Origin of the sequence: Streptococcus sp. 2342, from assembly GCF_013276795.1 — a bacterium.
GTDB lineage: Bacteria > Bacillota > Bacilli > Lactobacillales > Streptococcaceae > Streptococcus.
This window is the reverse complement of the sequence record NZ_VMLR01000003.1, coordinates 233,198-257,735: the sequence shown is the minus strand read 5'-3', so window position 1 is coordinate 257,735 and position 24,538 is coordinate 233,198. Positions and strand designations below refer to the sequence as shown.

Here is a 24,538-nt window from a genome sequence, read left to right as displayed (position 1 = left end):
TAAAGCGACGTGTTTTGAAGAGGATTACCATCGAAATCCCAGTTACAGTGTACCCATCCTTGCTCGAGATACCCATTTTCTATTTCCCGTTTTAGATTTCTTTAAGGTTTTTATTATATCCTGTAGAACTCTACAATTTAAAGACATTAACAATCTAGGTAGAGAAAATGTTCGTAAAAAAAGGAGATACTTATGAAAAAAATACTATTCTTTCTCTCTTGTGGCTGGATATTCCTTTCTTTATCAGGATGTTCTTCACCTATAGAAGCGGAAACTAGCGCTGAAAAAGATTCAGATAGCACTTTGGTTGTCTACTCGCCTAACCCTGAAGACCTTATCGAAGAAACAGTCCCAGCCTTCGAAGAAAAATATGGTATTAAGGTTGATTTAGTACAAGCCAGCACGGGTGAATTGTTCAAAAAAGCTGAGGCCGAAAAAGAATCCCCAGTAGCTGATGTCATTTTCGGAGGCTCCTACGCCCTCTTCTCTTCTAACGAAAAACTTTTTGAACCTTATATTTCCCAAGAGAACGACCAGATAATCCCTGAATATCAAAATAAAACAGGATTCTACACTCCCTATACACTTGATGTCAGTGTCATCATTGCCAATTCAGCTCTTACAAAAGATATAAAAATTGAAGGCTACAATGATCTACTCAATCCTAAATTAAAAGGAAAAATTGCTACTGCTGATCCAAGTAATGCTTCTAGCGCCTTTGCTCAATTAACAAACATGCTTGTCGATCAAGGTGGATACGAAAATGAACAAGCTTGGACCTATGTAAAAAATCTATTTACCCTGGTAGATGGAAAGATTGCATCTAGTTCTTCAAATGTTTACAAAGCTGTCGCCGATGGGGAAATGGCTGTAGGGCTCACCTATGAAGATCCTGCCTTAAAACTCTTAAACGACGGAGTTGATGTAAAAGTTATTTATCCAAAAGAAGGTACCGTCTTTTTACCTGGTAACGCTGCTATCGTCAAAAATGCCAAACATATGGAAAACGCTAAGAAATTTATCGATTTCCTCCTTTCTCAAGAAATCCAAGATAAGCTAGGAACTGAAACTACAATTAGACCTATTCGTAAAAATGCTAAAACCAATAAAAATATGAAGGCTATGACAGAAATCAATATTGCCACTGAAGATTCCGATTATGTCATTAAAAACAAATCCGCCATTCTTAAAAAGTACAATGATATTTTTACAGATATCCAATCTAAAAAATAAAATTTGACTTACTAGTGATTAACTGTCAAACCCTGCTATAAAATCAAAAGATTACTTCCGTTTTTGTAGAGAATTTTACTCTAATAGAATAGAATTATCGGTTTTAAAAACGCTTACATTATTTTAAAATAAACTTAAATAACACAACGGAGGTATCCATCATGAAAAAGAAATGGATGTATTATGCTGCTTGCGGACTAGCTCTTTTTGGTCTTGCTGCTTGTTCTTCTAATGAATCTGCCGATGGCGATTCATCTGATAAAGGAGACGGCGGTTCGCTAGTCGTTTATTCACCAAACTCAGAGGGCTTAATCGGAGCAACTATTCCTGCCTTTGAAGAAAAATATGGTATCAAAGTAGAACTGATTCAAGCTGGTACTGGAGAACTTTTCAAAAAACTAGAGTCAGAAAAAGAAGCTCCTGTAGCTGATGTCATCTTTGGTGGTTCTTATACACAATATGCTACCCACGGAGAACTCTTTGAAAACTATACTTCAAAAGAAAATGATAATGTTATCAAAGAATATCAAAACACAACTGGCTACTCTACTCCTTATACACTAGATGGTAGTGTTTTAATCGTCAATCCTGATTTAACGAAAGGCATGAATATCGAAGGATATAGCGACCTTCTCAAACCTGAACTAAAAGGAAAAATTGCAACTGCTGACCCAGCAAACTCTTCTAGCGCCTTTGCTCAATTAACAAATATGCTACAAGCTCAAGGTGGTTACAAAGATGATAAGTCTTGGTCTTATGTAAAAGATCTCTTCACACTTATTGATGGGAAAATCGGTTCAAGCTCATCTGGTGTCTATAAAGCAGTCGCTGATGGAGAAATGGCTGTTGGTCTCTCTTATGAAGATCCAGCAGTTAAACTCTTAAATGACGGGGCTAATATCAAGGTAGTCTATCCAAAAGAAGGAACCGTCTTCCTACCTGCTAGTGCTGCTATCGTTAAAAAAGCGAAAAATATGGAAAATGCCAAGAAATTTATCGATTTTATTATCTCTCAAGAAGTACAAGATACACTTGGTACAACCACTACTAATCGTCCTGTTCGTAAAAATGCTAAAACAAGCGAAAACATGAAACCAATTGACAAAATCAAAACACTCACTGAAGATTATGATTATGTCATCAAGAATAAATCAGATATCGTTAAGAAATACAACGAAGTCTTTACAGATATCCAATCTAAACAGTAAAAGAGGTTCACTATGAGTGAGATCAAAATTATTAACGCCAAAAAAATCTACCACGATGTCCCTGTTATTGAGAATTTGAACATTACAATTCCAAAAGGAAGTCTCTTTACCCTTCTTGGGCCTTCAGGGTGTGGGAAAACGACCCTTCTTCGTATGATTGCAGGTTTCAACAGTATCGAAGGCGGAGAATTTTACTTCGATGATACAAAAATCAATAATATGGAACCCAGCAAACGCAATATCGGGATGGTTTTCCAAAACTACGCTATTTTCCCACATTTGACTGTTCGAGATAATGTTGCTTTTGGTCTCAAGCAAAAGAAAGTCCCTAAAGAAGAATTGATCCAACAGACCAATAAATATCTTGAACTCATGCAAATTGCTCAATATGCGGATCGGAAGCCCGATAAACTCAGTGGTGGACAACAACAACGTGTCGCCTTGGCACGTGCCTTAACAGTTAATCCAAGTGTTCTCCTCATGGACGAACCACTTAGTAACCTAGATGCCAAACTTCGCTTGGATATGCGTCAAGCTATTCGAGAAATCCAACACGAAGTGGGAATTACAACTGTTTATGTGACCCACGACCAAGAAGAAGCTATGGCTATTTCAGACCAAATTGCTGTTATGAAAGATGGGGTGATCCAACAAATCGGCCGACCAAAAGAACTCTATCATAAACCAGCTAATGAGTTTGTAGCAACCTTTATCGGACGCACAAATATTATCCCTGCCAATCTCGAAAAACGGAGCGATGGCGCTTATATCGTCTTTTCAGATGGCTATGCCCTTCGAATGCCAGCTCTTGATCATGCTGAGGCACAAGCTATTCATGTAAGCATTCGTCCAGAAGAATTTATCAAAGATGAATCTGGAGATATTGAAGGAACTATTAGCGATAGCGTCTATCTTGGACTAAATACGGAGTATTTCATCGAGACAGGCTTTGCCTCAAAAATTCAAGTTAGTGAAGAATCAACTTTTGAAGAAGATCTACAAAAAGGCGATCGTATTCGTCTACGAATCAATACCCAAAAATTAAACGTCTTTTCTGCAGATGGTTCCCAAAACCTGATAAAAGGAGTCAACCATGGAACGTAAAAAACTAAATATTTGGACAGCCTCCTCTTTCTTCATCTTTCTTACCTATCTTGTCTTTCTCGTTTATCCTATCGTTACCGTGCTCAAGCAAGCACTTATACATGAAGGGCAATTCTCACTAGCTAATTTTGTCACTTTCTTTGGTAAAGCCTACTACTCTGAGACACTTGTCAACAGTTTCAAGGTTTCCATTACCGCTACTGTCACTTCCTTAGTTGTAGGAACCCTATTAGCTTATCTCTTCTCTATGTATGACTTCAAGGGGAAGAAATTTCTACAAATATTGATTATCATTGCTTCCATGTCAGCTCCTTTCGTGGGAGCCTACTCCTGGATTCTCTTGCTGGGACGAAATGGGGTCATTACTAAATTCCTGACAAATACCCTTCATCTTCCAGCTATCGATATTTATGGATTCAAAGGAATTGTACTTGTCTTTACACTGCAACTATTCCCACTGGTATTTCTATACGTTGCTGGAACAATGAAAAGCATTGACAATTCCCTACTTGAAGCCGCTGAAAGCATGGGGTCCTTCGGATTTAAGCGTATCGTAACGGTTGTTTTACCTCTCCTTGTTCCAACCTTACTAGCTGCTGCCCTGCTTGTATTTATGAGAGCATTCTCAGACTTTGGAACGCCTATGTTGATTGGCGAAGGATATCGGACTTTCCCTGTCCTGATTTATACCCAATTCATTAGCGAGGTTGGAGGAAATTCTGCTTTTGCATCTGCTTTAGCCATTATGGCGATTATCATTGCCTTGGCGATTTTCCTTATCCAAAAATACATTGCAAACCGCTACAGTTTCAGCATGAATTCGCTCCATCCAATTGAGCCTAAAAAAACTACAAAAGGAAAAATGGCTGCCATTTATGCAACAGTCTACGGAATTATCTTTATCTCTGTTTTACCTCAAATCTACTTGATTTATACCTCTTTCCTAAAAACATCAGGTATGGTATTTGTCAAAGGCTATTCTCTAAACAGTTACAAGGTAGCTTTCAATCGTATGGGATCTGCTATTTTCAATACTATTCGTATCCCTTTGATTGCCTTAGTCCTAGTTGTCCTTTTCGCAACATTTATCTCCTACCTAGCTGTTAGAAAACGGAATTTGTTTACAAACTTAATTGACAGCCTCAGTATGGTCCCTTATATTGTACCAGGAACCGTTCTAGGGATTGCCTTCATTTCTTCCTTCAATACTGGCCTATTTGGAAGTGGATTTCTTATGATTACAGGAACTGCTTTCATCTTGATTATGTCCCTATCTGTCAGAAGATTACCTTATACTATTCGCTCATCTGTTGCTAGCTTGCAACAAATAGCCCCAAGTATTGAAGAAGCCGCTGAAAGCTTAGGAAGTAGTCGTCTCAATACCTTTGCTAAGATTACAACTCCAATGATGCTATCTGGTATCATTTCTGGAGCCATCCTATCTTGGGTCACAATGATTTCAGAGCTCTCCACTTCTATCCTCCTCTACAATGTCAAAACAAGAACAATGACTGTAGCCATTTATACAGAGGTTCTCAGAGGAAATTACGGTGTAGCCGCAGCCTTGTCAACTATCTTGACTATTCTAACAGTAGCTTCCTTGCTCTTGTTTATGAAAATCTCTAAAAGCAATAGCATTACACTTTAGTTTCCCCATCAAAAACAGCCGAAAGGATTACCCTCGGCTGTTTTTTCTTGTCTTGATATTCTTATCAAATCCCTAGTTCAGAGCAAGCAAGTCTAGACTGATTAAATAGAGGCTTCCTCCATCTTCTCCCGTCCTAGTTCTCGGTAACTACGATCGCCGACAACCTCAACGCTAAACTGACCGTCCTCATATTCAAGTATCGTCACGCTACCATTATCTAGACCATGCGGATGCATACCATTGATCAGATAAACAATGGTTCCAATAGTCATTCCGTGGCTGACAACGAGGGCATTGCCCCCGCCTTGTTCTTCCATTTCTTTGGCAATTGCTTCAAAACCTTCCTTGATTCGGCTACTGAGTTTTTCCCATCCTTCAGCCCAACCAGCTGTATCGACCTCTACCAAACCCTCAGCCAGTTCAGCATAAGATAATTGGTGAACGTGGTCCACATTAAAGATACGAGGAATAATGCCCATGAAAAGATCACCATCATAAGCTCCATCAAAGCTACCAAAACACCATTCTCTGATACGCTTGTCCATGCGATAAGGGATTTTCCCCTGCAAGCCAAGTTCATCAAGGATAATTCCCATTGTCTGAATGGTGCGCCCTGAATCACTGGAATAAGCACGTTCAAACTGTAGACCAGATTCTCGCAAACCGATTCCTAATTCTTGAATCCCTCGTTCACCTTCAGCTGTTAAGGGAGTATCGCTCCAGCCTTGCGCGCGACCAATCGTGTTAAACATGGTCTTGCCATGACGTACCAAATACAATCGTACTTTTACCATTTTCCGTCCTCCGTTTGCTTCTATTATATCATGGATGATAAAACAAAAGCCACCCAGACAGGCGACTTTTGCAGGAGATTATTATGAAAAAGTTTAGGAGTTCTATTAAATAAAGATATTAGATGAAAATCAAATTCAAACTAAATCAGTGTTATCTGTTTCAAATAATATTAGGAGGTCTTTATTTAATGATTATAGTATACACAGCTAACCTTAAATAGAACTTAAAAAATTATACCCATTCACCTTTTTCATTTACTTTATAGCCGTTAATGGTCATATTTTTTGCCAATTTTCCATCAGCTAACAAGTAATACCACTTATCCCCATCTTTAATCCATTGGTTACGAGCATACTTACCATCTTGGTTCAGATAATACCAACTATCATACTGAGAATCAAATACCCACTCACTCTTAGCCATGTAACCGCCACGTTTTAGGTAGTATTCGCCCTGCCAAGCTTTCTCCACATAACTACCAGTTGAATCTACATAAAACCAGCTCTTATAGTCTTCATCATAAATCCATTCACTTGCAGCCATTGAAGCATCTGCTTTTAGATAATAACGGCCTACCCAACGGTTTCTTACAAGGTTACCAGAAAGGTCATTATAGTACCATTTTCCAGACTCTTTAAACCACTTACTTGCTTGATGATTTTTCTTAGTCTCTCCATTAGTGGTAACATTAGATTTAGATTGAGATAAAACTGAGGATGAAGTTCCAGTAGAAACTGCTTGAATAGCCTCTTCTTTTGTTACCTTAGGCTTAGCTTTTCCTTGGTAAACATCTTCGATACGCTTAGTAAATACAGATAACTCTTCAGGGGATAGCATGTGTACTAATTCAGGTTTCTCCTCATGTAAAAGACCAGCTTCCTTCTTGACTTTATGTATCCCTTCTTCAACTATATCATCAATCTTACTAAACATAGAAATCTTTTCTGCTTTCGAAAGTGTATCGTCATTACTAATGGCTGTCTTCTCCATAAAGGCAACAGCATTAATTTCCCGTATATTTTTTTCCTTAGGTACTGTAGAAATCGGATAATGATTGTTAGATAAAAATAGAGAAACTTTCTTAAGATAAGTATTTAAATTATCTTGATTATTAAATAAAGTTAAATACTTATCACTATCAACATATAAACCAGATTGATGAAAACCAGGTGCGTAGTAGCTTGAAACTCTAGCTAACATTTCTTTTTTCTCTAATTCTGTATAGTGAGAATCATTATTTATTTGAGAAATTACCAGATTCATTTTCTTTAGTATAGCAAGTTCAGCAACAATATACTTCATTCTATGACCAAAAAAATTATCTTTTTCTCTATAACGATCAATGTAGTTTTTTTTAGATTTGTTCTTAAACTCTGATAAAATATTTGGTAACTCTTCCAAAGGAATTTTTCCTTCTAAACTATACTTCCTTATATATTCTAACTCTCCCATGAAATCTTGTAACCTATAATTAAGTTCTTCTCTTAATTTATCTCTAATAGAGCTTACATCACTCTTGGAAAAAGAAACTGTATCCCAGTCTCCTTGATCAACCTGTTCAAAGATATTTTGTTTAATCAAATCAATTAAAAATTGCTTCGTTTCCTCAATTTTTTTATTAACCTCTTCTGGACTCACACTAGTGGTAGTTTCATGGCTTTCTTCCTGCGCAGAAACTACTTGACTGGCAAAAGTTGGGACTAGTAAAGTTGACAGTCCTAAAGCTACTAAAGCATGTTTCATTTCTTTTTTCATCATTTTCTCCTATTTTCTTAATTTTTAAAACTATGAATTGGTGCTGGGATTTGTCCCCCACGAGAAATGAAATCAACAGACGAAGCCCCATTGACCTTCATAACTGGAGCTGTACCAAGAAGACCACCAAACTCAATCATATCGCCTTCTTTTCCTTTTGGAATGATACGAACAGCTGTTGTTTTCATGTTAATAACACCAATTGCTGCTTCATCCGCAATCATGGCTGCAATGGTTTCAGCTGGCGTATCTTCTGGTATGGCAATCATATCCAATCCAACTGAACAGATAGCCGTCATGGCCTCTAGTTTTTCCAAATTAAGAGAGCCATTTTGCACTGCAGCAATCATTCCCTCATCCTCAGAAACGGGGATAAAGGCACCAGACAAACCACCGACTTGGTTGCAGGCCATCACTCCGCCCTTCTTAACTTGGTCATTCAGAAGTGCCAAGGCAGCCGTCGTCCCATGCGTACCAACTGTTTCTAGCCCCATTTCTTCAAGGACACGTGCAACAGAATCTCCAACCGCAGGAGTTGGCGCCAAACTCAAGTCCACAATACCAAACTCCACACCCAGTCTCTCACTGGCCATTTGACCAACCAATTGACCGATACGAGTGATTTTAAAGGCAGTTTTCTTAACTGTTTCGGCGACTACATCAAAGCTCTGTCCACGAACTTTTTCCAAGGCACGTTTTACCACACCAGGACCGGAAACTCCGACATTTATGATAACATCTGCCTCCCCAACACCATGGAAGGCACCCGCCATAAATGGATTGTCCTCAACAGCATTAGCGAATACAACCAACTTGGCCGCTCCCATATCTGATTGATTAGCCGTTTCCTTGATAATACGTCCCATATCAGCGACAGCCGTCATATTGATACCAGACTTGGTTGAGCCGATATTGACTGACGAGCAGACCTTGTCCGTTTCAGCCAAAGCACGAGGAATAGAATTGATGAGAATCTCATCTCCCTTTTGGTACCCCTTTTGTACCAAGGCAGAGAAACCACCAATAAAATCCACACCGATTTCTTTCGCAGCCTTATCAAGCGCTTTTGCCAGAACCACGTAGTCCGTCGCATCTGTCGCTGCTCCAATTAGAGAAATAGGTGTCACCGATACACGCTTATTAACGATTGGAATTCCCAACTCAGCAGCAATTTCATCGCCAACAGCCACTAAATTAGCTGCCTTGGTCCTAATCTTTTGATAAATTTTCTCCGCAGCACGATTGATATCTGGATCAATACAGTCTAATAGGGAAATCCCCATGGTAATAGTTCTGATATCGAAGTTTTGCTCCTCAATCATAGCGATGGTTTCAGTAACTTGTCTAATATCCATGATAACCTCCTAGATATTATACATAGCTTCGAAAATCGCTGCACTCTGAATATTGATTTTCACATTCAAAGTTTGCCCAAAAGTTTCAAACTCATTTCGCAGATAAGTAAAATCCTGCTTTTCATCACTAGAAACGACAGCCATCATCGTGAAATATTCATCCAAGACAGTTTGAGAGATATCATCAATATTCAAACCCAATTCTGCAATTTTAGCAGAAACACCCGCAACAATTCCAGATTTATCTTTGCCAACAACAGTTATAATCGCTTTCATAAGCAAACTCCAATTCTTCTTAAAATAAGAAACCTGAACATTAAACAGGATTCTTTTCAAATAGTATAGCATAATTCCAACTAAAATACTCAAAAACGCCTGCTTACGAAGTTGTTCTTAAGCAAAAAACAATTTCGTAAACAAGCGTCTACTATCCCAACTTATGATGAGTGTTCCCGCTAGGACCGAAATCCTAGCGGTAGACCAGAGCTAGACTAAGAGCACAAGACTCCATCATCATAACACTCAACAAAATTGATGATTTTATACTAATTCGATGATCGCCATTGGCGCTGCATCACCACGACGTGGTTCAGTTTTAAGGATACGAGTGTATCCACCGTTACGTTCAGCATAACGAGGTGCGATTTCTGAGAACAATTTTTGAAGTGCTGTAGTAGAAGTGTACTTATCAGTTGCTTCATCATAGTTTTCAGATGCGATTTCATTACGTACGAAAGCAGCTGCTTGACGACGTGCATGCAAATCACCACGTTTACCTAGAGTAATCATTTTTTCAACAGTTTTACGGATTTCTTTAGCACGAGCTTCAGTTGTCACGATTGATTCGTTGATCAAAAGGTCAGTTGTCAAATCGCGAAGCATTGCTTTACGTTGTGAGCTAGTGCGTCCTAGTTTACGGTAAGCCATGTATTCCTCCTTTATTTATCTTTTAATCCAAGACCCAAATCAATGAGTTTGAGTTTCACTTCTTCCAAACTCTTGCGTCCAAGATTTCGTACTTTCATCATCTCTGCTTCAGATTTTTCTGTCAAATCATGCACAGTATTGATACCGGCACGTTTCAAACAGTTGTATGAACGCACAGACAAGTCCAGTTCCTCAATCGTACGATCCAAAATACGGTCGTCAGATTCAGTATCAGCTTCTTTCATCACTTCAGTTGACTTGGCAATCTCAGTAAGATTTGTAAACAAATCAAGATGTTCTGTCAAAATACGTGCTGAAAGCCCTAAAGCATCTTCTGGAATAATTGTTCCATTAGTCAAGATTTCAAGGGTTAATTTATCAAATCCATCATTGCTACCTACACGAGCAGGTTCCACTTGATAGTTGACTTTTGTAACTGGTGTATAAATAGAATCTACAGCAAGTGTTCCAACTGGTGCATTATCTTTTTTATTTTCATCAGCAGGTACATATCCACGACCACTGTTAACAGTCATAGTCGCTTTTAGAGAAGAACCTTCACCGATTGTAAAAAGATAATGATCTGGATTTACAATTTCAATATCGCTATCTGTCAAAATGTCACCAGCTGTTACTTCAGCAGGACCTTCAACATCTAGTTCGATGATTTTTTCGTCTTCAACGTACGATTTCACTGCAATTCCTTTAATGTTCAGAATGATTTGCATCACGTCTTCACGAACACCTGGAACTGTGTCAAACTCATGTAACACACCATCAATGTTGATAGATGTCACAGCTGCTCCTGGTAGAGAAGCTAGAAGTACACGACGAAGAGAGTTACCAAGAGTTGTACCGTAGCCACGTTCAAGTGGTTCGATTACAAACTTGCCATAATCTTTATTTTCATCAATTTTTGTTATATTTGGTTTTTCAAACTCGATCATTTAGTTACTCCCTCTTAAACGAAAAGCAGTGTAATGCGATGATTATACACGGCGACGTTTTGGAGGACGAGCACCATTGTGTGGCACTGGAGTCACATCACGAATTGCTGTTACTTCAAGACCAGCGGCAGCAAGCGCACGAATAGCTGACTCACGACCAGAACCTGGACCTTTTACAGTAACTTCAACTGATTTAAGACCGTGTTCTTGTGCAGATTTAGCAGCAGCTTCAGAAGCCATTTGAGCAGCGAATGGTGTAGATTTACGAGAACCTTTGAAACCAAGAGCACCAGCTGATGACCAAGCAATTGCATTACCATGCACATCAGTAATCATAACAATAGTGTTATTAAATGTAGCGTGAATATGAGCAATACCAGATTCGATATTCTTTTTCACACGACGTTTACGTGTTGGTTTAGCCAAGACTTTTACCTCCTATATTATTTTTTCTTACCAGCAATCGCAACAGCTTTACCTTTACGAGTACGAGCGTTGTTTTTAGTGTTTTGTCCACGGACAGGAAGTCCACGACGGTGACGGATACCACGGTATGAACCGATTTCCATCAAACGTTTGATGTTCAAGTTTACTTCACGACGAAGGTCACCTTCAACTTTGATTGCATCCACTTCACGACGGATAGCATCTTCTTGATCTGATGTAAGATCACGTACACGAACATCTTCTGAGATTCCAGCAGCAGCCAAAATTTTCTTAGATGTTGCAAGTCCGATACCATAAACATAAGTCAATGAGATTACTACGCGTTTGTCATTTGGAATGTCAACTCCAGCAATACGAGCCATGTTTTCTCCTTTCTATCTTATCCTTGACGTTGTTTGTGTTTTGGATTTGCTGGGCAAATTACCATAACACGACCATTACGACGAATAACTTTACAGTATTCGCAAATTGGTTTGACCGATGGTCTTACTTTCATTTCTTATCCCTCCAAGTTTTTCGATTATTTAAAGCGGTAAGTGATACGTCCACGTGTCAAGTCATATGGACTCATTTCGACAGTAACACGATCTCCCGCTAAAATACGAATATAGTTTTTACGAATTTTACCAGAAACTGTTGCTAAAATCTGATGTCCATTTTCAAGTTCAACCGTAAACATTGCATTCGGCATTGTATCAACTACTTTGCCTTCAACTTCAATCACATCGTCTTTTGCCACGCAAAAGCACCTCCATAAATTTCGATTCGATGCCTCTAGACACAGAGACAACAATTATAAGTCAGACTATCTCAGTATAACATTTGTAGCGGATTTTTGCAAGTGTGAAAAACGCTTTATTTCAAATTTGTCAATACTTTTTCGATATCTGAGAAGACATCATTGATATCTTGATTACCTTCGATGTCATGAACCAAACCTTTGGCACGGTAGTGAGCAATGATTGGTTCTCCTTGAGCAATATTCACATCCAAACGACGTTTGACTGTCTCAGGCTTATCATCTTCACGTTGGTAGTAATCTTCTTCTTTATAGTCAACTGGTGGGTTAAAGACCTTATGGAAAGTTTCTCCAGTTACGCGGTGGATGATACGACCACTCAAACGTTCCAAGAGGCTGTCTGGATTCACTTCGATGTTGATAACACCTTCTAGTTCGATGCCAAGTTCAGCCAATGTTTTGTCCAAGGCATGAGCTTGTTCGATTGTACGTGGGTAACCATCCAACAAGAATCCTGTTTCTTTAATATCATCTTGTGAAAGACGTTCTTTTACGATTCCATTTGTAACTTCGTCAGGAACTAATTCACCCTTGTCAATGTATGACTTAGCAAGAACACCCATTTCAGTTTGATTTGCCATTGCAGCGCGGAACATATCACCTGTTGAGATATGTGCAACATGGAATTGTTCTACGATTTTTGCTGCTTGAGTTCCCTTACCTGCACCAGGTAAGCCCATAATCAAAAGATTCATGATCTGATCTCCTTATTTTATTTTTAAATAGAAGCAAAAATTCTTTTCACCCCTATTTAAAAACAAAATAGAAGAGGGGAGACCAAACTCTCACAAATGTTAGAGTTTAAACCTCCACTCCCTCAGCATTTACTGATTCATACTCAATGAAAATCAAAGAGCAAACTAGGAAGCTAGCCGCAGACTGTACTTGAGTACGGCAAGGTGAAGCTGACGTGGTTTGAATTTGATTTTCGAAGAGTATCAGTAAATACTTTTATTCTGTTCTATCCATGAAACCAACATACTTACGTTTCAATAGGTAACCTTCCAATTGTTTGATTCCTTCAATACCCGTAGAGATAATGATCAAAAGACTAGTCCCCCCAAAAGCAACTGCTTCTGAAAGTCCGAAAACATCTTTTGCCACGATCGGTAAAATAGAAATCACACCAAGGAAGAGAGAACCAACAGTTGCAAGACGACGAAGAAGTTTAGACATATATTCCTCTGTACCTTTACCAGGACGAACTCCATGGATATAGGCTCCGCTCTTTTGTAGGTTTTCTGCCGCTTTTTCAGGATTAATCTGTACAAACGTATAGAAGAATGTAAAGAGAATAATCAATAAAGCATACATAGCAATACCAGTTGGTGAAGTTGTTGCCAGCATTTCTTGTGCTGTTCTTACCCAAGCCCAATCATGACCTGTAGCGCTCAAAAACTGAAGAATAGCCGCAGGCGCTGCAGTAATCGAACTTGCAAAGATAACAGGGATAACTCCAGCAGGGTTTACTTTCAAAGGAAGGTAAGAGCTAGATGGAGCACCTTGTGCAACCTTAGTATATTGGATTGGAATTTTGTATTCTGCTTGTTGAACATAGGTTGTAAAGTAAATGATCAACAATACAGTAATAATCAAAATGATTACGAAAATGATAGATGAGTTGATACGGCTACTTGGGACATTCACAAAGTAGTCCACATAGATGCCCTGAATCATCTCTGGAATTGAGGCAACAATCCCGGCAAAGATAATCATAGAAACACCATTTCCGTACCCCTTATCTGTAATTTGCTCTCCCAACCAAGTGACAATCATACTACCAGCTGTTAAGATGATACCAATCGTCAGAAAAACTTGTGGAGTTAAAGCAGTTTTAATCAATTGAGCTCCAGCCAAGGTATTAAAACCAGCTGTAATCCCGATAGATTGCACAAAAGCGAGAACTAGAGCAATATAACGAGTAGCTTGATTCAATTTTCTTCGGCCTACTTCCCCTTGTTTCCCCCACTCTACAAACTTGGGTAAAATATCCATTTGCAAGAGTTGGACAACGATAGAAGCGGTGATATAGGGACTAACTCCTAGGGCAAAAATCGAAAAGTTTTTTAGGGCATTCCCCGACACCAAGCTCAACATGTTTAAGAAGGATAATCCACTTAAAGCATTCAAGCTATTGGCATTCACACCAGGAACTGTAATGCTAGTCCCGATACGAAAGACCAAAACGATAAAAATTGTAAATAAAATTTTTGATCGAACCTGCTTGACTTTAAGAGCTTCTCTTAATAATTTAAAAAACATAGGTCACCTCTCTTAGATGACTTCTACTGAACCACCTTTAGCAGTGATAGCTTCTTCAGCTGATTTAGAGAATTTAGCTGCTTTCACAGTCAATTTCTTAGTCAACTCACCGTTACCAAGAATTTTAATACCTGATTTTTCAGCTTTAACAATTCCTGCTTCGATAAGAACAACTGGAGTTACTTCAGCACCATCTTCAAAGACGTTCAATTGGTCAAGGTTCACAATTGCGTATTCTTTAGCGTTGATGCTAGTGAATCCACGTTTTGGAAGACGACGGAACAATGGAGTTTGTCCACCTTCAAAACCAAGGCGAACTCCGCCACCGCTACGAGCTTTTTGACCTTTTTGACCACGACCAGATGTTTTACCGTTACCTGATGAAGTACCACGACCAACGCGGTTACGTACTTTACGAGAACCTTCTGCAGGTTTCAATTCATGAAGTTTCATTTTTATTTTCTCCTCTTTTGTAAAATGCTAGCGCCGATAAGGGAGAAAAGATTGTCTCCCCCATCAACTCGCCTATACGACGTCATCATAGATGACTATATCTAGTTTTAGGGGATGGTATAGTGCACATCCCCTAAAAATTCATTAGTTTACTTCTTCAACTGTTACCAAGTGAGATACTGCAGTGATCATACCACGGATAGCAGCGTTATCTTCTTTAATAACAGAGCTGTTCAATTTGCCAAGTCCAAGTGCTACAACAGTTTTACGTTGTGATGGAATGCGTCCGATTGGAGACTTAGTCAAAGTAATTTTAATTTGAGCCATTTTATCCCCTTTCTTATGCCAAATCAGAAACTGAAATACCACGAAGGGCAGCAACTTCTTCAGCGCGTTTCAATTGTTTCAAACCTTCAACAGTTGCACGAACAATGTTGATTGGAGTGTTAGAACCAAGTGATTTAGATGTAATATCTGCCACACCTGCCAATTCCACAACGGCACGAACTGCACCACCAGCGGCAACTCCAGAACCTTCTACAGCAGGTTTCAACAATACTTTAGCTCCACCGAATTCTGAAAGAACTTCGTGTGGAATTGTTGTTCCAACCATAGGAACTTCGATCAAGTTTTTCTTAGCATCATCTACTGCTTTACGGATTGCTTCTGGAACTTCTTGAGCTTTACCAGTACCAAATCCTACGCGACCGTTGTGGTCACCAACAACAACAAGAGCTGCGAAACGAAGACGACGTCCACCTTTAACAACTTTTGTAACACGGTTGACAGCAACTACGCGTTCTTCTAATTCAACTGCATTGTCTTTAAATGCCATTTTCTAGTGTCCTCCTATTAGAATTTCAATCCGTTTTCACGAGCTGCATCAGCCAAAGCTTTCACACGTCCGTGATATAGATATCCACCGCGGTCGAACACCACTTCTGAAATACCTTTAGCGTTTGCACGTTCTGCAACGAGTTTACCGACAGCAACGGCTTGTTCAGTTTTAGTTCCTTTTGAAACTTCTTTGTCAAGAGTTGAAGCACTTGCGAGCGTTACACCCGCTACGTCATCAATCACTTGAGCGTAGATGCCTGTATTAGAACGGAATACGTTCAAACGTGGGCGATCAGCAGTTCCAGAGAGTTTTCCGCGAACGCGACGGTGGCGTTTTTGGCGGAGTTTGTTTTTATCTGGTTTTGAAATCACAGTTTTCACCTCTTTAGTTTTAAATCGTGTGCTATGCACAAAGTTGGAAAATAGGTTGGTGGTTGAGAATCAACCACTCAACATTATTTACCTGTTTTACCTTCTTTACGGCGAACGAATTCACCAACGTAACGGATACCTTTACCTTTATATGGTTCTGGTGAACGAAGGCTACGTACATAAGCAGCTGTTTGACCAACTACTTCTTTTGAAATTCCGCTAACAACGATTGTTGTTGGGTTTGGAAGTTCAAAAGTAATTCCTTCTGGAGCTTCAACTTCGTCTGGATGAGATTTACCAACAGCCAAAACAAGTTTAGATCCTTGAAGTTGTGCACGGTAACCAACCCCGCGCATTTCAAGTTCTTTCTTGAATCCTTCTGATACACCAACAACCATGTTGTTCAAAAGGGCACGAGTAGTTCCGTGGATAGTTTTCATTTCTTTTGAATCGTTTGGACGGTGAAGAGTTACTTCAGTACCTTCCACACGGATTTCAATATCTTTTGAGAACTCACGAGTAAGTTCTCCTTTAGGTCCTTTTACAGTTACAACGTTGTCATTGTTAGTGATTTCAACACCAGCAGGCAACACGATAACTTTATTACCAATACGTGACATGTTTATTTTCTCCTGTTAAATTGTCAGGCCATAACGGCCAGTTTTCACGGGGTTCAGATACTTATTTAGTTCAAGAGCTGAACTGAACACGCTCTAACAAGCTTTGTATCTTGATTTGAGTTCGAGCTAAGAATTTGGTGAAAAAGATAAGTTTGTCTTGGAGCATCGCTCCTGCTACAAACTTCCTATTTTCACTGCATTCTTTTAACGCTCTCACATCATCAATTACCAAACGTAAGCGATAACCTCGCCACCAACATTCTTTTGGCGTGCTTCTTTATCAGTAAGCAAACCTTCAGAAGTTGAAAGGATAGCAATTCCAAGTCCGTTAAGAACTTTTGGAAGGTCTTCACGTTTTTTGTAGACACGAAGTCCTGGTTTAGAAACACGTTTCAAGTTAGTGATAACTTTTTCACCGTTTGGTCCGTATTTAAGGAATACACGGATGATGCCTTGTTTGTCATCTTCGATGATTTCAACGTTTTTTACAAAACCTTCGCGTTTAAGGATTTCAGCAATCCCTTTTTTGATATTTGATGCAGGTACTTCAAGTACTTCGTGTTTTGCTTGGTTAGCGTTACGAATACGAGTTAGGAAGTCTGCGATTGGGTCAGTCATAACCATTTTGTTTTTCTCCTCTTACTAGTAGTTTGCAAGTTGCACTTGCTAGTTAATGATTGAGCTGGGCTCAGATAGTATTGACACATTCAAATGAGATAACTCTTATTTGAACACGAGCTACAACCTGTGCAAAAAAGATAAATTTGTTTTGGAGCATCGCTCCTTCACCAAATTTCCTATTTTTGCTGTGGTTGTCACGCTCTTTGTATCATGATATTACCAAGATGCTTTTGTTACACCAGGAATTTGTCCTTTGTAAGCTAATTCACGGAAGCAAACACGGCAAAGTTTAAATTTGCGGTAAACTGAATGTGGGCGACCACATTTTTCACAACGAGTATAAGCTTGAGTAGAGAACTTCGCTGGACGTTTGTTCTTAGCAATCATTGATTTTTTAGCCATTAGATTTACCTCCTATATTATTTTGCAAAAGGCATTCCAAGGCCTGTAAGCAATGCACGTGACTCTTCGTCAGTGTTAGCAGTTGTTACGATAACGATGTCAAGACCACGAGTTTTGTCAACGTCATCAAAGTTGATTTCTGGGAAGATCAATTGTTCTTTCACACCAAGTGTGTAGTTTCCGCGTCCATCAAATGATTTTGTTGGAACACCATGGAAGTCACGTACACGTGGAAGTGAAACTGAAACCAATTTATCCAAGAATTCGTACATACGTTCACCACGAAGGGTAACTTTTGCACCGATCGCAACACCTTCACGAAGACGGAAGCCGGCGATTGATTTTTTAGCTTTAGTGATAAGTGGTTTTTGACCTGAGATAAGTGCCAATTCTTCAGCAGCTTTTTCAAGGCTTTTAGCGTTTGATACAGCTTCACCAACACCCATGTTCAAAACGATCTTATCTACTTTAGGCACAGCCATCACTGATGAGTAGTTGAATTGTTCTGTCAAAGCAGGAACTACTTCATTAAGATATTTTTCTTTTAAACGATTTGCCATTATACTTCTCCTTTCCTTCGTGATTAATCAAGTACTTCGCCTGATTTTTTGTTGTAGCGAACTTTTTTACCGTCTACAAATTTGTAACCAACACGACCAGCCACACCATTTTTGTCCAAAACTTGAACGTTTGATACGTGGATAGCTGCTTCTTTTTCGATGATCCCACCTTGAGGAAGCTCGTTAGTTGGACGTTGGTGTTTCTTAACGATGTTAACACCTTCAACGATAACTTTGTTTACTTTTGGAAGGGCAGTAAGGACAACAGCTTCTGTTCCCTTATCTTTACCAGCGATTACGCGAACTTTGTCGCCTTTTTTTACAAACATTAGGTTTCTCCTTGATTTTTCTTACGCCCATAAGGGCACCCTAGCTTGAAGCTAGGGGACTAGTTTGTTTCTAAAAATTAAAGTACTTCTGGAGCAAGTGACACGATCTTCATGAAGCCACCTTCACGTAATTCACGTGCAACTGGACCAAAGATACGTGTTCCGCGAGGAGTTTTGTCTTCACGGATGATAACTGCTGCGTTTTCGTCAAATTTGATGTATGAACCATCAGCACGACGAGCACCTGATTTAGTACGAACGATAACTGCTTTAACAACGTCACCTTTTTTAACCGCACCACCAGGAGTAGCTTGTTTTACAGATGCCACGATAACATCACCGATGTTTGCAAATTTACGTCCTGAACCACCAAGAACTTTGATAGTCAAGATTTCGCGAGCACCGCTGTTGTCTGCGACTTTCAAACGAGTTTCTGTTTGAATCATTTCAGTTTTCTCCTTTCAGGTTTGATTAGATGATGACCGCTTCTTCAACAACTTCTACAAGACGGAAACGTTTTGTAGCTGAAAGCGGACGAGTTTCCATGATACGTACGATATCGCCTTCTTTGGCAACATTGTTTTCATCATGAGCTTTGTATTTTTTAGAGTAGTTAATACGTTTACCATAGACTGGGTGGTTACGTTTTGTTTCAACTACAACTGTGATTGTCTTGTCCATTTTGTCAGATACAACACGTCCAACAAGAACTTTACGATTATTGCGTTCCATTGAAATTTCTCCTTCCCTAGTCTATTATTTCGCTTCAGATTGAACTGTTTTGATACGAGCGATTTGTTTTTTAACTTCTTTCAAGCGAGCTGTTTGTTCCAATTGACCAGTAGCAGCTTGGAAACGAAGTTCAAACAATTCTTTTTTCAATTCGTTTTCGCGCTTCGCGAGTTCTTCTTGAGAAAGACCACGAAGTTCTTTAACAAATTCTTTTACTTCATTAAGTTTCATGCCTTCTCCTTATTCTGCTTCACGTTTTACGAATTTACATTTAACTGGCAATTTGTGGCTAGCAAGACGAAGCGCTTCGCGAGCGATTTCTTCAGATACACCAGCGATTTCGAACATCACTTTACCACGTTTAACTGGTGCTACCCAACCTTCAGGTGCCCCTTTACCAGATCCCATACGCACACCGATAGCTTTAGCAGTGTATGATTTGTGTGGGAAGATTTTAATCCAAACTTTACCACCACGTTTCATGTAACGAGTCATGGCGATACGAGCAGCTTCGATTTGGCGGTTAGTGATCCAGTGGCTAGTTGTAGCTTGAAGACCGTATTCACCGAATGCTACTTCTTTTCCACCTTTTGCTTCACCGCGCATTTTTCCACGGAATTCACGACGGTGTTTAACACGTTTAGGTACTAACATTGGTTATTTACCTCCTTTAGTGTTTTTGCGAGCTGGAAGAACTTCACCACGGTAGATCCATACTTTAACACCAAGTTTACCGTATGTAGTATCTGCTTCTTCCCAAGCGTAATCGATATCTGCACGAAGTGTGTGAAGTGGAACAGTTCCTTCAGAGTATCCTTCAGCACGGGCGATGTCTGCACCGTTCAAACGACCTGATACTTGAGTTTTGATTCCTTTAGCTCCAGCACGCATTGCACGTTGGATTGCTTGTTTTTGTGCACGACGGAAAGCAACACGTTGCTCCAATTGACGAGCAATACCTTCACCTACAAGGTGAGCATCCAAATCAGGTTGTTTGATTTCGATGATGTTGATGTGTACTTGTTTTCCAGTCAATTTGTTAAGTTTTGCACGGAGTGCATCAACGTTAGCACCACCTTTACCGATAACCATACCTGGTTTAGCAGTGTGAAGTGAAACGTTAACTTTGTTTACTGCGCGTTCAATTTCGATAGTTGAAACTGCTGCGTCAGCAAGTTCTTTTTGAACGAATTTACGGATTGCAAGATCTTCATGAAGGTAATCCGCGTATTCTTTTTCAGCATACCATTTGGCATCCCAATCACGGATGATGCCGACACGCATACCAATTGGATGTACTTTTTGACCCACGATTTTACCTCCTTATTTTTCTGCAACAGCTACAGTGATGTGAGCTGTACGTTTGTTGATTGGTGAAGCTGAACCTTTCGCACGTGGACGGAAACGTTTCATAGTTGGTCCTTCGTTTGCGAATGCTTCAGATACTACCAAGTTAGCTTTATCCAAACCAAAGTTGTTTTCAGCGTTAGCTACAGCTGAGTTCAAAACTTTCAAGATGATTTCAGCAGCTTTGTTTGGAGTGAATGTCAAGATTGCGATTGCATCGGCTACGCTTTTACCACGGATGTTATCAAGAACAAGACGTGATTTACGAGGTGAAACACGTACTGTACGAGCCATTGCTTTAGCTGAAGTAATTTCTGCCATTTATGTTCTCCTTATTTTCTACGTGTTTTCTTGTCGTCTGCAGCGTGACCTTTGTAAGTACGAGTTGGTGCAAATTCACCAAGTTTGTGACCTACCATGTCTTCTTGGATGTAAACAGGTACGTGTTTACGTCCGTCATAAACTGCGATAGTGTAACCAATGAAACTTGGGAAGATCGTTGAACGACGTGACCAAGTTTTAATAACTTTTTTCTTTTCGTCGTTAGCTTGAGCTTCAACTTTTTTCATCAAATGCTCATCGACGAAAGGTCCTTTTTTAAGACTGCGTCCCATTTTTATATTTTCTCCTTTAAATGTTGTACCACAGCGGCTTGCGCTCCTATGGAGCGCTACCGAGCTGGCGGATTTACTAGTTGCTTAAGCGACTAGTTTAATATTATTTCTCGTTGCGACGACGAACGATAAGTTTGTCAGATTTCGCTTTCTTGTTACGAGTTTTAAGACCAAGAGCAGGTTTGCCCCATGGAGTAGATGGTGCTTTACGACCAACTGGTGCTTTACCTTCACCACCACCGTGTGGGTGATCGTTAGGGTTCATTACAGAACCACGAACTGTTGGGCGGATACCTTTCCAACGGCTACGTCCTGCTTTACCAAGGTTTACAAGTCCATGTTGTTCGTTTCCGACAACACCAACTGTAGCACGGCAAGTTCCAAGAATCATACGAACTTCACCTGATTGAAGACGAACAAGAACGTATTTACCTTCAGAACCCAATACTTGAGCAGATGCACCAGCAGCACGTACCAATTCACCACCACGACCTGGTTTCAACTCGATGTTGTGGATCAAAGTACCAACTGGGATGTTAGCAAGTGGAAGAGCGTTTCCGACTTTGATATCTGCTTCTGGACCTGAAACGATACGTTGACCTACTTCAAGACCTTTTGGAGCGATGATGTATGCTTTCACACCGTCAGTGTAGTGTACAAGAGCGATGTTTGCAGAACGGTTTGGATCGTACTCGATTGTTTTAACAACTGCTTCAACGTTGTCTTTGTTACGTTTGAAGTCAACCAAACGGTAGAAACGTTTGTGTCCACCACCTTGGTGACGAACTGTGATACGACCGTTGTTGTTACGACCAGCCTTGCTCTTCAAAGCAACAAGCAATGATTTTTCAGGAGTGCTTGTTGTGATTTCAGCGAAATCCAAAGAAGTCATATTACGGCGACCGTTTGTTGTTGGTTTATAAACACGAATTCCCACGATATTTCCTCCTTAGATTATTCAGCTTCAGCAGCAAACAACTCGATTGCTTTTGAATCAGCTGTAAGTGTGATGATAGCTTTTTTAGTTTTGTTAGTAAAACCAGTGTAACGTCCAACACGTTTAGCTTTTGGTTTTACGTTGATTGTGTTAACATTGGCAACTTTAACACCTTCGAAAGCAGCTTCAACAGCTTGCTTGATCAAAAGTTTGTGTGCACGAGTGTCAACTTCAAATACATATTTGCCTGCTTCAAGTTGAGCCATTGAGCTTTCAGTGATAACAGGTTTTTTGATAACATCATACAAATTCATTATGCAAGAACCTCCTCGATTTTAGAGATAGCTGCTTGTGTGACAAGAAGTTTGTCGCTATTTGCGATGTCAAGAACACTTGCAGTTGTAGCAGTTGCAACTTTCACGTTTGGAAGGTTACGAGCTGAAAGAGCTGCGAATTCATTTCCTTCTTCAAGGATAACAAGAACTTTAGAATCGATGCTCAATGCTGCAAGAACTTTTGCAAATTCAGCAGTTTTTGGAGCTGTAAATTCAAGAGAATCAACGGCTACAAATTTGTTTTCAGCAACTTTTTCAGAGTAAACTGATTTAAGAGCTAGGCGACGAACTTTTTGTGGAAGTTTGTAGCCGTATGAACGTGGAGTTGGTCCGAAGACAACACCACCACCACGCCATTGTGGTGAGCGGATAGAACCTTGACGAGCACGTCCAGTTCCTTTTTGACGCCATGGTTTGCGTCCACCACCTGATACTGCAGAGCGGTTTTTAACAGCGTGTGTTCCTTGGCGAAGGCTTGCGCGTTGGCTGATGATTACATCAAACACAACTGATTCATTTGGTTCAATACCAAATACTGCATCGTTAAGAACAACTTGGCCAGCTTCTTTACCAGTTTGGTCAAATAATGTTACGTTTGCCATTTTGACTGTATTCCCCTTTCCTTATTATTTACCAGCTTTAACTGCTGATTTGATAGTGATAAGAGATTTCTTAGCACCTGGTACGTTACCTTTGATAAGGATAACGTTCTTTTCTGGAACAACTTGTACAACTTCAAGGTTTTGAATTGTTACGCGGTCGCCACCCATACGTCCTGCAAGGTTTTTACCTTTGAATACGCGGTTAGGTGCAACAGGTCCCATAGAACCTGGACGACGGTGGTAACGAGAACCGTGAGCCATTGGTCCACGTGATTGTCCGTGGCGTTTGATAACACCTTGGAAACCTTTACCTTTAGAAGTACCAGTTACGTCAACAACGTCTCCAGCTGCGAATGTTTCAACTGTGATTTCAGCACCAACTTCCAAGCCTTCAACGTTTTTGAATTCACGAATGAAGCGCTTAGGAGCCGTGTTAGCTTTCGCTACATGTCCTTTAGCAGGTTTGTTGCTCAATACTTCGCGTTTGTCATCGAAACCAACTTGGATAGCGTTGTATCCGTCTGTTTCAACAGTTTTAACTTGAAGAACAACGTTTGGAGTTGCTTCAATAACTGTTACAGGGATCAATTCGCCAGCTTCAGTGAAGATTTGAGTCATTCCCACTTTTTTCCCTAAGATTCCTTTTGTCATGAGAAAATAGTTCCTTTTCTATATTTTTTATTCAAAAAGTTTTTAACGAGCGTTTTTTATGCTCAAGTCTAAGATACAAAGGGCGTCAAACTCAAAGTGAAAATAGGAAACTGACGCAGTGTCTGGCAGACACTAGGAAGTTTATTTTTTCCACACCGAGTTTAGCCCGTGTTCAATTAGATTGAAACACCAGCCTCTGCTCTTTTATATTTTAGATTAAAGTTTGATTTCTACGTTTACACCACTTGGAAGATCCAATTTCATCAAGGCATCAACTGTTTTTTGAGTTGGGTTAACGATATCGATCAAACGTTTGTGTGTACGCATTTCAAATTGTTCGCGAGAGTCTTTGTATTTGTGAGTCGCACGAATGATTGTGTAGAGGCTACGTTCAGTTGGAAGTGGGATTGGACCCGCAACTTGTGCACCTGTACGAGTAGCTGATTCTACGATTTTTGCAGCCGCTGTGTCAAGCGTACGGTGTTCGTAAGCTTTCAAACGGATACGGATTTTTTTGTTTGCCATCTTTTTCTCCTTTTCGTCTATTTAAGATAATAGGCTAGCTCCACAAGAAAACCGACGCGGTGTTGCGTGGCAATGCAACCGAGCGTGTCGCAACCTCTTGCATCAAAGCTAAAGCTGTAAT

37 protein-coding genes are annotated in these 24,538 nt (G+C 39.9%); 4 read left to right on the top strand and 33 right to left on the bottom strand.

Annotated features, from left to right (window positions below):
- Positions 1-192: 192 nt before the first annotated feature.
- The 4 genes from HT689_RS03825 (at position 193) to HT689_RS03810 (ending at position 5,193) form a co-directional block, all read left to right on the top strand.
- The gene (locus HT689_RS03825) at positions 193-1,233 is read left to right on the top strand and encodes an ABC transporter substrate-binding protein (protein ID WP_173251631.1); all 1,041 of its coding nucleotides are present in this window, start codon (positions 193-195) and stop codon (positions 1,231-1,233) included.
- A 161-nt stretch (positions 1,234-1,394) separates the two neighbouring features.
- Positions 1,395-2,441: an ABC transporter substrate-binding protein gene (locus HT689_RS03820; protein ID WP_173251629.1), complete on the top strand. Its 1,047-nt coding sequence runs from the start codon at positions 1,395-1,397 to the stop codon at positions 2,439-2,441.
- Positions 2,442-2,453: 12 nt separating this feature from the next.
- Positions 2,454-3,545: an ABC transporter ATP-binding protein gene (locus tag HT689_RS03815; RefSeq protein WP_173251626.1), complete on the top strand. Its 1,092-nt coding sequence runs from the start codon at positions 2,454-2,456 to the stop codon at positions 3,543-3,545.
- Entirely contained in the window at positions 3,535-5,193 is a 1,659-nt protein-coding gene (locus HT689_RS03810) for an iron ABC transporter permease (protein WP_173251624.1), read from the top strand. The genes HT689_RS03815 and HT689_RS03810 overlap by 11 nt, the downstream gene beginning before the upstream one ends.
- Before the next feature lie 101 nt (positions 5,194-5,294).
- On the opposite strand, the gene HT689_RS03805 is transcribed toward HT689_RS03810, so the two are convergent.
- The 33 genes from HT689_RS03805 to rpsJ all read right to left on the bottom strand — a co-directional run bounded on the left by HT689_RS03805 (position 5,295) and on the right by rpsJ (position 24,417).
- Positions 5,295-5,987: a histidine phosphatase family protein gene (locus tag HT689_RS03805; protein WP_173251620.1), complete on the bottom strand. Its 693-nt coding sequence runs from the start codon at positions 5,985-5,987 to the stop codon at positions 5,295-5,297.
- 232 nt (positions 5,988-6,219) lie between these two features.
- A complete protein-coding gene (locus tag HT689_RS03800) occupies positions 6,220-7,743 on the bottom strand; it encodes an N-acetylmuramoyl-L-alanine amidase family protein (RefSeq protein WP_173251617.1) in 1,524 nt (507 codons plus the stop codon).
- Positions 7,744-7,760: 17 nt separating this feature from the next.
- The gene (locus HT689_RS03795) at positions 7,761-9,098 is read right to left on the bottom strand and encodes a PFL family protein (RefSeq protein WP_173251615.1); all 1,338 of its coding nucleotides are present in this window, start codon (positions 9,096-9,098) and stop codon (positions 7,761-7,763) included.
- A 9-nt stretch (positions 9,099-9,107) separates the two neighbouring features.
- On the bottom strand, positions 9,108-9,374 hold the full coding sequence (locus HT689_RS03790) for an ACT domain-containing protein (protein ID WP_173251613.1): 267 nt from the start codon (positions 9,372-9,374) through the stop codon (positions 9,108-9,110).
- A gap of 264 nt (positions 9,375-9,638) precedes the next feature.
- Complete coding sequence (gene rplQ / locus HT689_RS03785; RefSeq protein ID WP_000331493.1) at positions 9,639-10,025, bottom strand: 50S ribosomal protein L17; 387 nt, start codon at positions 10,023-10,025, stop codon at positions 9,639-9,641.
- A gap of 11 nt (positions 10,026-10,036) precedes the next feature.
- The gene (locus HT689_RS03780) at positions 10,037-10,972 is read right to left on the bottom strand and encodes a DNA-directed RNA polymerase subunit alpha (RefSeq protein ID WP_000568988.1); all 936 of its coding nucleotides are present in this window, start codon (positions 10,970-10,972) and stop codon (positions 10,037-10,039) included.
- A 42-nt stretch (positions 10,973-11,014) separates the two neighbouring features.
- Positions 11,015-11,398: a 30S ribosomal protein S11 gene (gene rpsK / locus HT689_RS03775; RefSeq protein ID WP_001118385.1), complete on the bottom strand. Its 384-nt coding sequence runs from the start codon at positions 11,396-11,398 to the stop codon at positions 11,015-11,017.
- Between the two features lie 17 nt (positions 11,399-11,415).
- Positions 11,416-11,781 carry a 30S ribosomal protein S13 gene (rpsM, locus tag HT689_RS03770; protein ID WP_000090781.1) on the bottom strand — a complete coding sequence of 122 codons (366 nt, stop codon included), beginning with the start codon at positions 11,779-11,781 and terminating at the stop codon, positions 11,416-11,418.
- Between the two features lie 17 nt (positions 11,782-11,798).
- Entirely contained in the window at positions 11,799-11,915 is a 117-nt protein-coding gene (rpmJ, locus tag HT689_RS03765; protein WP_001808836.1) for a 50S ribosomal protein L36, read from the bottom strand.
- Between the two features lie 24 nt (positions 11,916-11,939).
- Positions 11,940-12,158 carry a translation initiation factor IF-1 gene (gene infA / locus HT689_RS03760; protein WP_001029883.1) on the bottom strand — a complete coding sequence of 73 codons (219 nt, stop codon included), beginning with the start codon at positions 12,156-12,158 and terminating at the stop codon, positions 11,940-11,942.
- Positions 12,159-12,274: 116 nt separating this feature from the next.
- Positions 12,275-12,913, bottom strand: coding sequence for an adenylate kinase (locus tag HT689_RS03755; RefSeq protein WP_001050436.1), 639 nt, complete (start codon positions 12,911-12,913; stop codon positions 12,275-12,277).
- Positions 12,914-13,169: 256 nt separating this feature from the next.
- The gene (gene secY, locus HT689_RS03750; protein ID WP_173251611.1) at positions 13,170-14,480 is read right to left on the bottom strand and encodes a preprotein translocase subunit SecY; all 1,311 of its coding nucleotides are present in this window, start codon (positions 14,478-14,480) and stop codon (positions 13,170-13,172) included.
- Positions 14,481-14,492: 12 nt separating this feature from the next.
- Entirely contained in the window at positions 14,493-14,933 is a 441-nt protein-coding gene (gene rplO, locus HT689_RS03745; protein WP_173225165.1) for a 50S ribosomal protein L15, read from the bottom strand.
- A 144-nt stretch (positions 14,934-15,077) separates the two neighbouring features.
- Entirely contained in the window at positions 15,078-15,260 is a 183-nt protein-coding gene (gene rpmD / locus HT689_RS03740) for a 50S ribosomal protein L30 (protein ID WP_000057241.1), read from the bottom strand.
- A 13-nt stretch (positions 15,261-15,273) separates the two neighbouring features.
- On the bottom strand, positions 15,274-15,768 hold the full coding sequence (gene rpsE, locus HT689_RS03735) for a 30S ribosomal protein S5 (protein ID WP_000874202.1): 495 nt from the start codon (positions 15,766-15,768) through the stop codon (positions 15,274-15,276).
- Between the two features lie 17 nt (positions 15,769-15,785).
- On the bottom strand, positions 15,786-16,142 hold the full coding sequence (gene rplR / locus HT689_RS03730; protein WP_000624044.1) for a 50S ribosomal protein L18: 357 nt from the start codon (positions 16,140-16,142) through the stop codon (positions 15,786-15,788).
- Positions 16,143-16,225: 83 nt separating this feature from the next.
- The gene (rplF, locus tag HT689_RS03725) at positions 16,226-16,762 is read right to left on the bottom strand and encodes a 50S ribosomal protein L6 (RefSeq protein ID WP_000086626.1); all 537 of its coding nucleotides are present in this window, start codon (positions 16,760-16,762) and stop codon (positions 16,226-16,228) included.
- 225 nt (positions 16,763-16,987) lie between these two features.
- Positions 16,988-17,386: a 30S ribosomal protein S8 gene (gene rpsH, locus HT689_RS03720; protein ID WP_000245504.1), complete on the bottom strand. Its 399-nt coding sequence runs from the start codon at positions 17,384-17,386 to the stop codon at positions 16,988-16,990.
- 213 nt (positions 17,387-17,599) lie between these two features.
- A complete protein-coding gene (locus tag HT689_RS03715; protein ID WP_001085697.1) occupies positions 17,600-17,785 on the bottom strand; it encodes a type Z 30S ribosomal protein S14 in 186 nt (61 codons plus the stop codon).
- A gap of 17 nt (positions 17,786-17,802) precedes the next feature.
- The gene (rplE, locus tag HT689_RS03710) at positions 17,803-18,345 is read right to left on the bottom strand and encodes a 50S ribosomal protein L5 (RefSeq protein ID WP_000013542.1); all 543 of its coding nucleotides are present in this window, start codon (positions 18,343-18,345) and stop codon (positions 17,803-17,805) included.
- A gap of 23 nt (positions 18,346-18,368) precedes the next feature.
- A complete protein-coding gene (gene rplX, locus HT689_RS03705; protein ID WP_000497691.1) occupies positions 18,369-18,674 on the bottom strand; it encodes a 50S ribosomal protein L24 in 306 nt (101 codons plus the stop codon).
- A gap of 77 nt (positions 18,675-18,751) precedes the next feature.
- Positions 18,752-19,120, bottom strand: a complete 369-nt coding sequence (gene rplN / locus HT689_RS03700; protein WP_000616545.1) for a 50S ribosomal protein L14 — start codon at positions 19,118-19,120, stop codon at positions 18,752-18,754.
- Between the two features lie 25 nt (positions 19,121-19,145).
- Complete coding sequence (gene rpsQ / locus HT689_RS03695) at positions 19,146-19,406, bottom strand: 30S ribosomal protein S17 (RefSeq protein WP_000440801.1); 261 nt, start codon at positions 19,404-19,406, stop codon at positions 19,146-19,148.
- A 24-nt stretch (positions 19,407-19,430) separates the two neighbouring features.
- Positions 19,431-19,637 carry a 50S ribosomal protein L29 gene (gene rpmC, locus HT689_RS03690; RefSeq protein ID WP_000772918.1) on the bottom strand — a complete coding sequence of 69 codons (207 nt, stop codon included), beginning with the start codon at positions 19,635-19,637 and terminating at the stop codon, positions 19,431-19,433.
- Positions 19,638-19,646: 9 nt separating this feature from the next.
- Positions 19,647-20,060 carry a 50S ribosomal protein L16 gene (gene rplP / locus HT689_RS03685; RefSeq protein ID WP_000960946.1) on the bottom strand — a complete coding sequence of 138 codons (414 nt, stop codon included), beginning with the start codon at positions 20,058-20,060 and terminating at the stop codon, positions 19,647-19,649.
- Between the two features lie 3 nt (positions 20,061-20,063).
- On the bottom strand, positions 20,064-20,717 hold the full coding sequence (gene rpsC, locus HT689_RS03680) for a 30S ribosomal protein S3 (protein WP_000529936.1): 654 nt from the start codon (positions 20,715-20,717) through the stop codon (positions 20,064-20,066).
- 12 nt (positions 20,718-20,729) lie between these two features.
- Positions 20,730-21,074, bottom strand: coding sequence for a 50S ribosomal protein L22 (gene rplV / locus HT689_RS03675; RefSeq protein WP_000818137.1), 345 nt, complete (start codon positions 21,072-21,074; stop codon positions 20,730-20,732).
- An 11-nt stretch (positions 21,075-21,085) separates the two neighbouring features.
- Positions 21,086-21,367, bottom strand: coding sequence for a 30S ribosomal protein S19 (gene rpsS / locus HT689_RS03670; protein ID WP_000533766.1), 282 nt, complete (start codon positions 21,365-21,367; stop codon positions 21,086-21,088).
- A gap of 103 nt (positions 21,368-21,470) precedes the next feature.
- Positions 21,471-22,304 (bottom strand): 50S ribosomal protein L2, encoded by an 834-nt coding sequence (gene rplB, locus HT689_RS03665; RefSeq protein WP_000512911.1) that lies wholly within the window; start codon positions 22,302-22,304, stop codon positions 21,471-21,473.
- A gap of 17 nt (positions 22,305-22,321) precedes the next feature.
- Complete coding sequence (locus HT689_RS03660) at positions 22,322-22,618, bottom strand: 50S ribosomal protein L23 (RefSeq protein ID WP_001055347.1); 297 nt, start codon at positions 22,616-22,618, stop codon at positions 22,322-22,324.
- Positions 22,618-23,241 carry a 50S ribosomal protein L4 gene (rplD, locus tag HT689_RS03655; protein WP_000024539.1) on the bottom strand — a complete coding sequence of 208 codons (624 nt, stop codon included), beginning with the start codon at positions 23,239-23,241 and terminating at the stop codon, positions 22,618-22,620. Before rplD ends, HT689_RS03660 begins: the two co-directional genes overlap by 1 nt.
- A 24-nt stretch (positions 23,242-23,265) precedes the next feature.
- Positions 23,266-23,892, bottom strand: a complete 627-nt coding sequence (rplC, locus tag HT689_RS03650; RefSeq protein WP_000160197.1) for a 50S ribosomal protein L3 — start codon at positions 23,890-23,892, stop codon at positions 23,266-23,268.
- A gap of 216 nt (positions 23,893-24,108) precedes the next feature.
- A complete protein-coding gene (rpsJ, locus tag HT689_RS03645; RefSeq protein WP_001284513.1) occupies positions 24,109-24,417 on the bottom strand; it encodes a 30S ribosomal protein S10 in 309 nt (102 codons plus the stop codon).
- Between the last annotated feature and the right edge of the window lie 121 nt (positions 24,418-24,538).

Coding starts and splice junctions, on each gene's coding strand:
- rplD (WP_000024539.1), bottom strand. CDS start 23,241: ATGGCAAACGTAACATTATTTGACCAAACTGGTAAAGAAGCTGGCCAA.
- rplP (WP_000960946.1), bottom strand. CDS start 20,060: ATGTTAGTACCTAAACGTGTTAAACACCGTCGTGAATTCCGTGGAAAA.
- HT689_RS03755 (WP_001050436.1), bottom strand. CDS start 12,913: ATGAATCTTTTGATTATGGGCTTACCTGGTGCAGGTAAGGGAACTCAA.
- rplO (WP_173225165.1), bottom strand. CDS start 14,933: ATGAAACTTCATGAATTGAAACCTGCAGAAGGTTCTCGTAAAGTACGT.
- rpmD (WP_000057241.1), bottom strand. CDS start 15,260: ATGGCTCAAATTAAAATTACTTTGACTAAGTCTCCAATCGGACGCATT.
- rplN (WP_000616545.1), bottom strand. CDS start 19,120: ATGATTCAAACAGAAACTCGTTTGAAAGTCGCAGACAACAGCGGTGCT.
- rpsM (WP_000090781.1), bottom strand. CDS start 11,781: ATGGCTCGTATTGCTGGAGTTGACATTCCAAATGACAAACGCGTAGTA.
- HT689_RS03660 (WP_001055347.1), bottom strand. CDS start 22,618: ATGAATTTGTATGATGTTATCAAAAAACCTGTTATCACTGAAAGCTCA.
- rplF (WP_000086626.1), bottom strand. CDS start 16,762: ATGTCACGTATTGGTAATAAAGTTATCGTGTTGCCTGCTGGTGTTGAA.
- rplX (WP_000497691.1), bottom strand. CDS start 18,674: ATGTTTGTAAAAAAAGGCGACAAAGTTCGCGTAATCGCTGGTAAAGAT.
- HT689_RS03780 (WP_000568988.1), bottom strand. CDS start 10,972: ATGATCGAGTTTGAAAAACCAAATATAACAAAAATTGATGAAAATAAA.
- secY (WP_173251611.1), bottom strand. CDS start 14,480: ATGTTTTTTAAATTATTAAGAGAAGCTCTTAAAGTCAAGCAGGTTCGA.
- rpsE (WP_000874202.1), bottom strand. CDS start 15,768: ATGGCATTTAAAGACAATGCAGTTGAATTAGAAGAACGCGTAGTTGCT.
- rpsQ (WP_000440801.1), bottom strand. CDS start 19,406: ATGGAACGCAATAATCGTAAAGTTCTTGTTGGACGTGTTGTATCTGAC.
- HT689_RS03795 (WP_173251615.1), bottom strand. CDS start 9,098: ATGGATATTAGACAAGTTACTGAAACCATCGCTATGATTGAGGAGCAA.
- rplQ (WP_000331493.1), bottom strand. CDS start 10,025: ATGGCTTACCGTAAACTAGGACGCACTAGCTCACAACGTAAAGCAATG.
- HT689_RS03715 (WP_001085697.1), bottom strand. CDS start 17,785: ATGGCTAAAAAATCAATGATTGCTAAGAACAAACGTCCAGCGAAGTTC.
- HT689_RS03800 (WP_173251617.1), bottom strand. CDS start 7,743: ATGAAAAAAGAAATGAAACATGCTTTAGTAGCTTTAGGACTGTCAACT.
- rpsH (WP_000245504.1), bottom strand. CDS start 17,386: ATGGTTATGACTGACCCAATCGCAGACTTCCTAACTCGTATTCGTAAC.
- HT689_RS03815 (WP_173251626.1), top strand. CDS start 2,454: ATGAGTGAGATCAAAATTATTAACGCCAAAAAAATCTACCACGATGTC.
- rplV (WP_000818137.1), bottom strand. CDS start 21,074: ATGGCAGAAATTACTTCAGCTAAAGCAATGGCTCGTACAGTACGTGTT.
- rpsS (WP_000533766.1), bottom strand. CDS start 21,367: ATGGGACGCAGTCTTAAAAAAGGACCTTTCGTCGATGAGCATTTGATG.
- rpmJ (WP_001808836.1), bottom strand. CDS start 11,915: ATGAAAGTAAGACCATCGGTCAAACCAATTTGCGAATACTGTAAAGTT.
- HT689_RS03820 (WP_173251629.1), top strand. CDS start 1,395: ATGAAAAAGAAATGGATGTATTATGCTGCTTGCGGACTAGCTCTTTTT.
- rpmC (WP_000772918.1), bottom strand. CDS start 19,637: ATGAAACTTAATGAAGTAAAAGAATTTGTTAAAGAACTTCGTGGTCTT.
- HT689_RS03790 (WP_173251613.1), bottom strand. CDS start 9,374: ATGAAAGCGATTATAACTGTTGTTGGCAAAGATAAATCTGGAATTGTT.
- rpsJ (WP_001284513.1), bottom strand. CDS start 24,417: ATGGCAAACAAAAAAATCCGTATCCGTTTGAAAGCTTACGAACACCGT.
- rplC (WP_000160197.1), bottom strand. CDS start 23,892: ATGACAAAAGGAATCTTAGGGAAAAAAGTGGGAATGACTCAAATCTTC.
- HT689_RS03805 (WP_173251620.1), bottom strand. CDS start 5,987: ATGGTAAAAGTACGATTGTATTTGGTACGTCATGGCAAGACCATGTTT.
- HT689_RS03810 (WP_173251624.1), top strand. CDS start 3,535: ATGGAACGTAAAAAACTAAATATTTGGACAGCCTCCTCTTTCTTCATC.
- rplE (WP_000013542.1), bottom strand. CDS start 18,345: ATGGCAAATCGTTTAAAAGAAAAATATCTTAATGAAGTAGTTCCTGCT.
- HT689_RS03825 (WP_173251631.1), top strand. CDS start 193: ATGAAAAAAATACTATTCTTTCTCTCTTGTGGCTGGATATTCCTTTCT.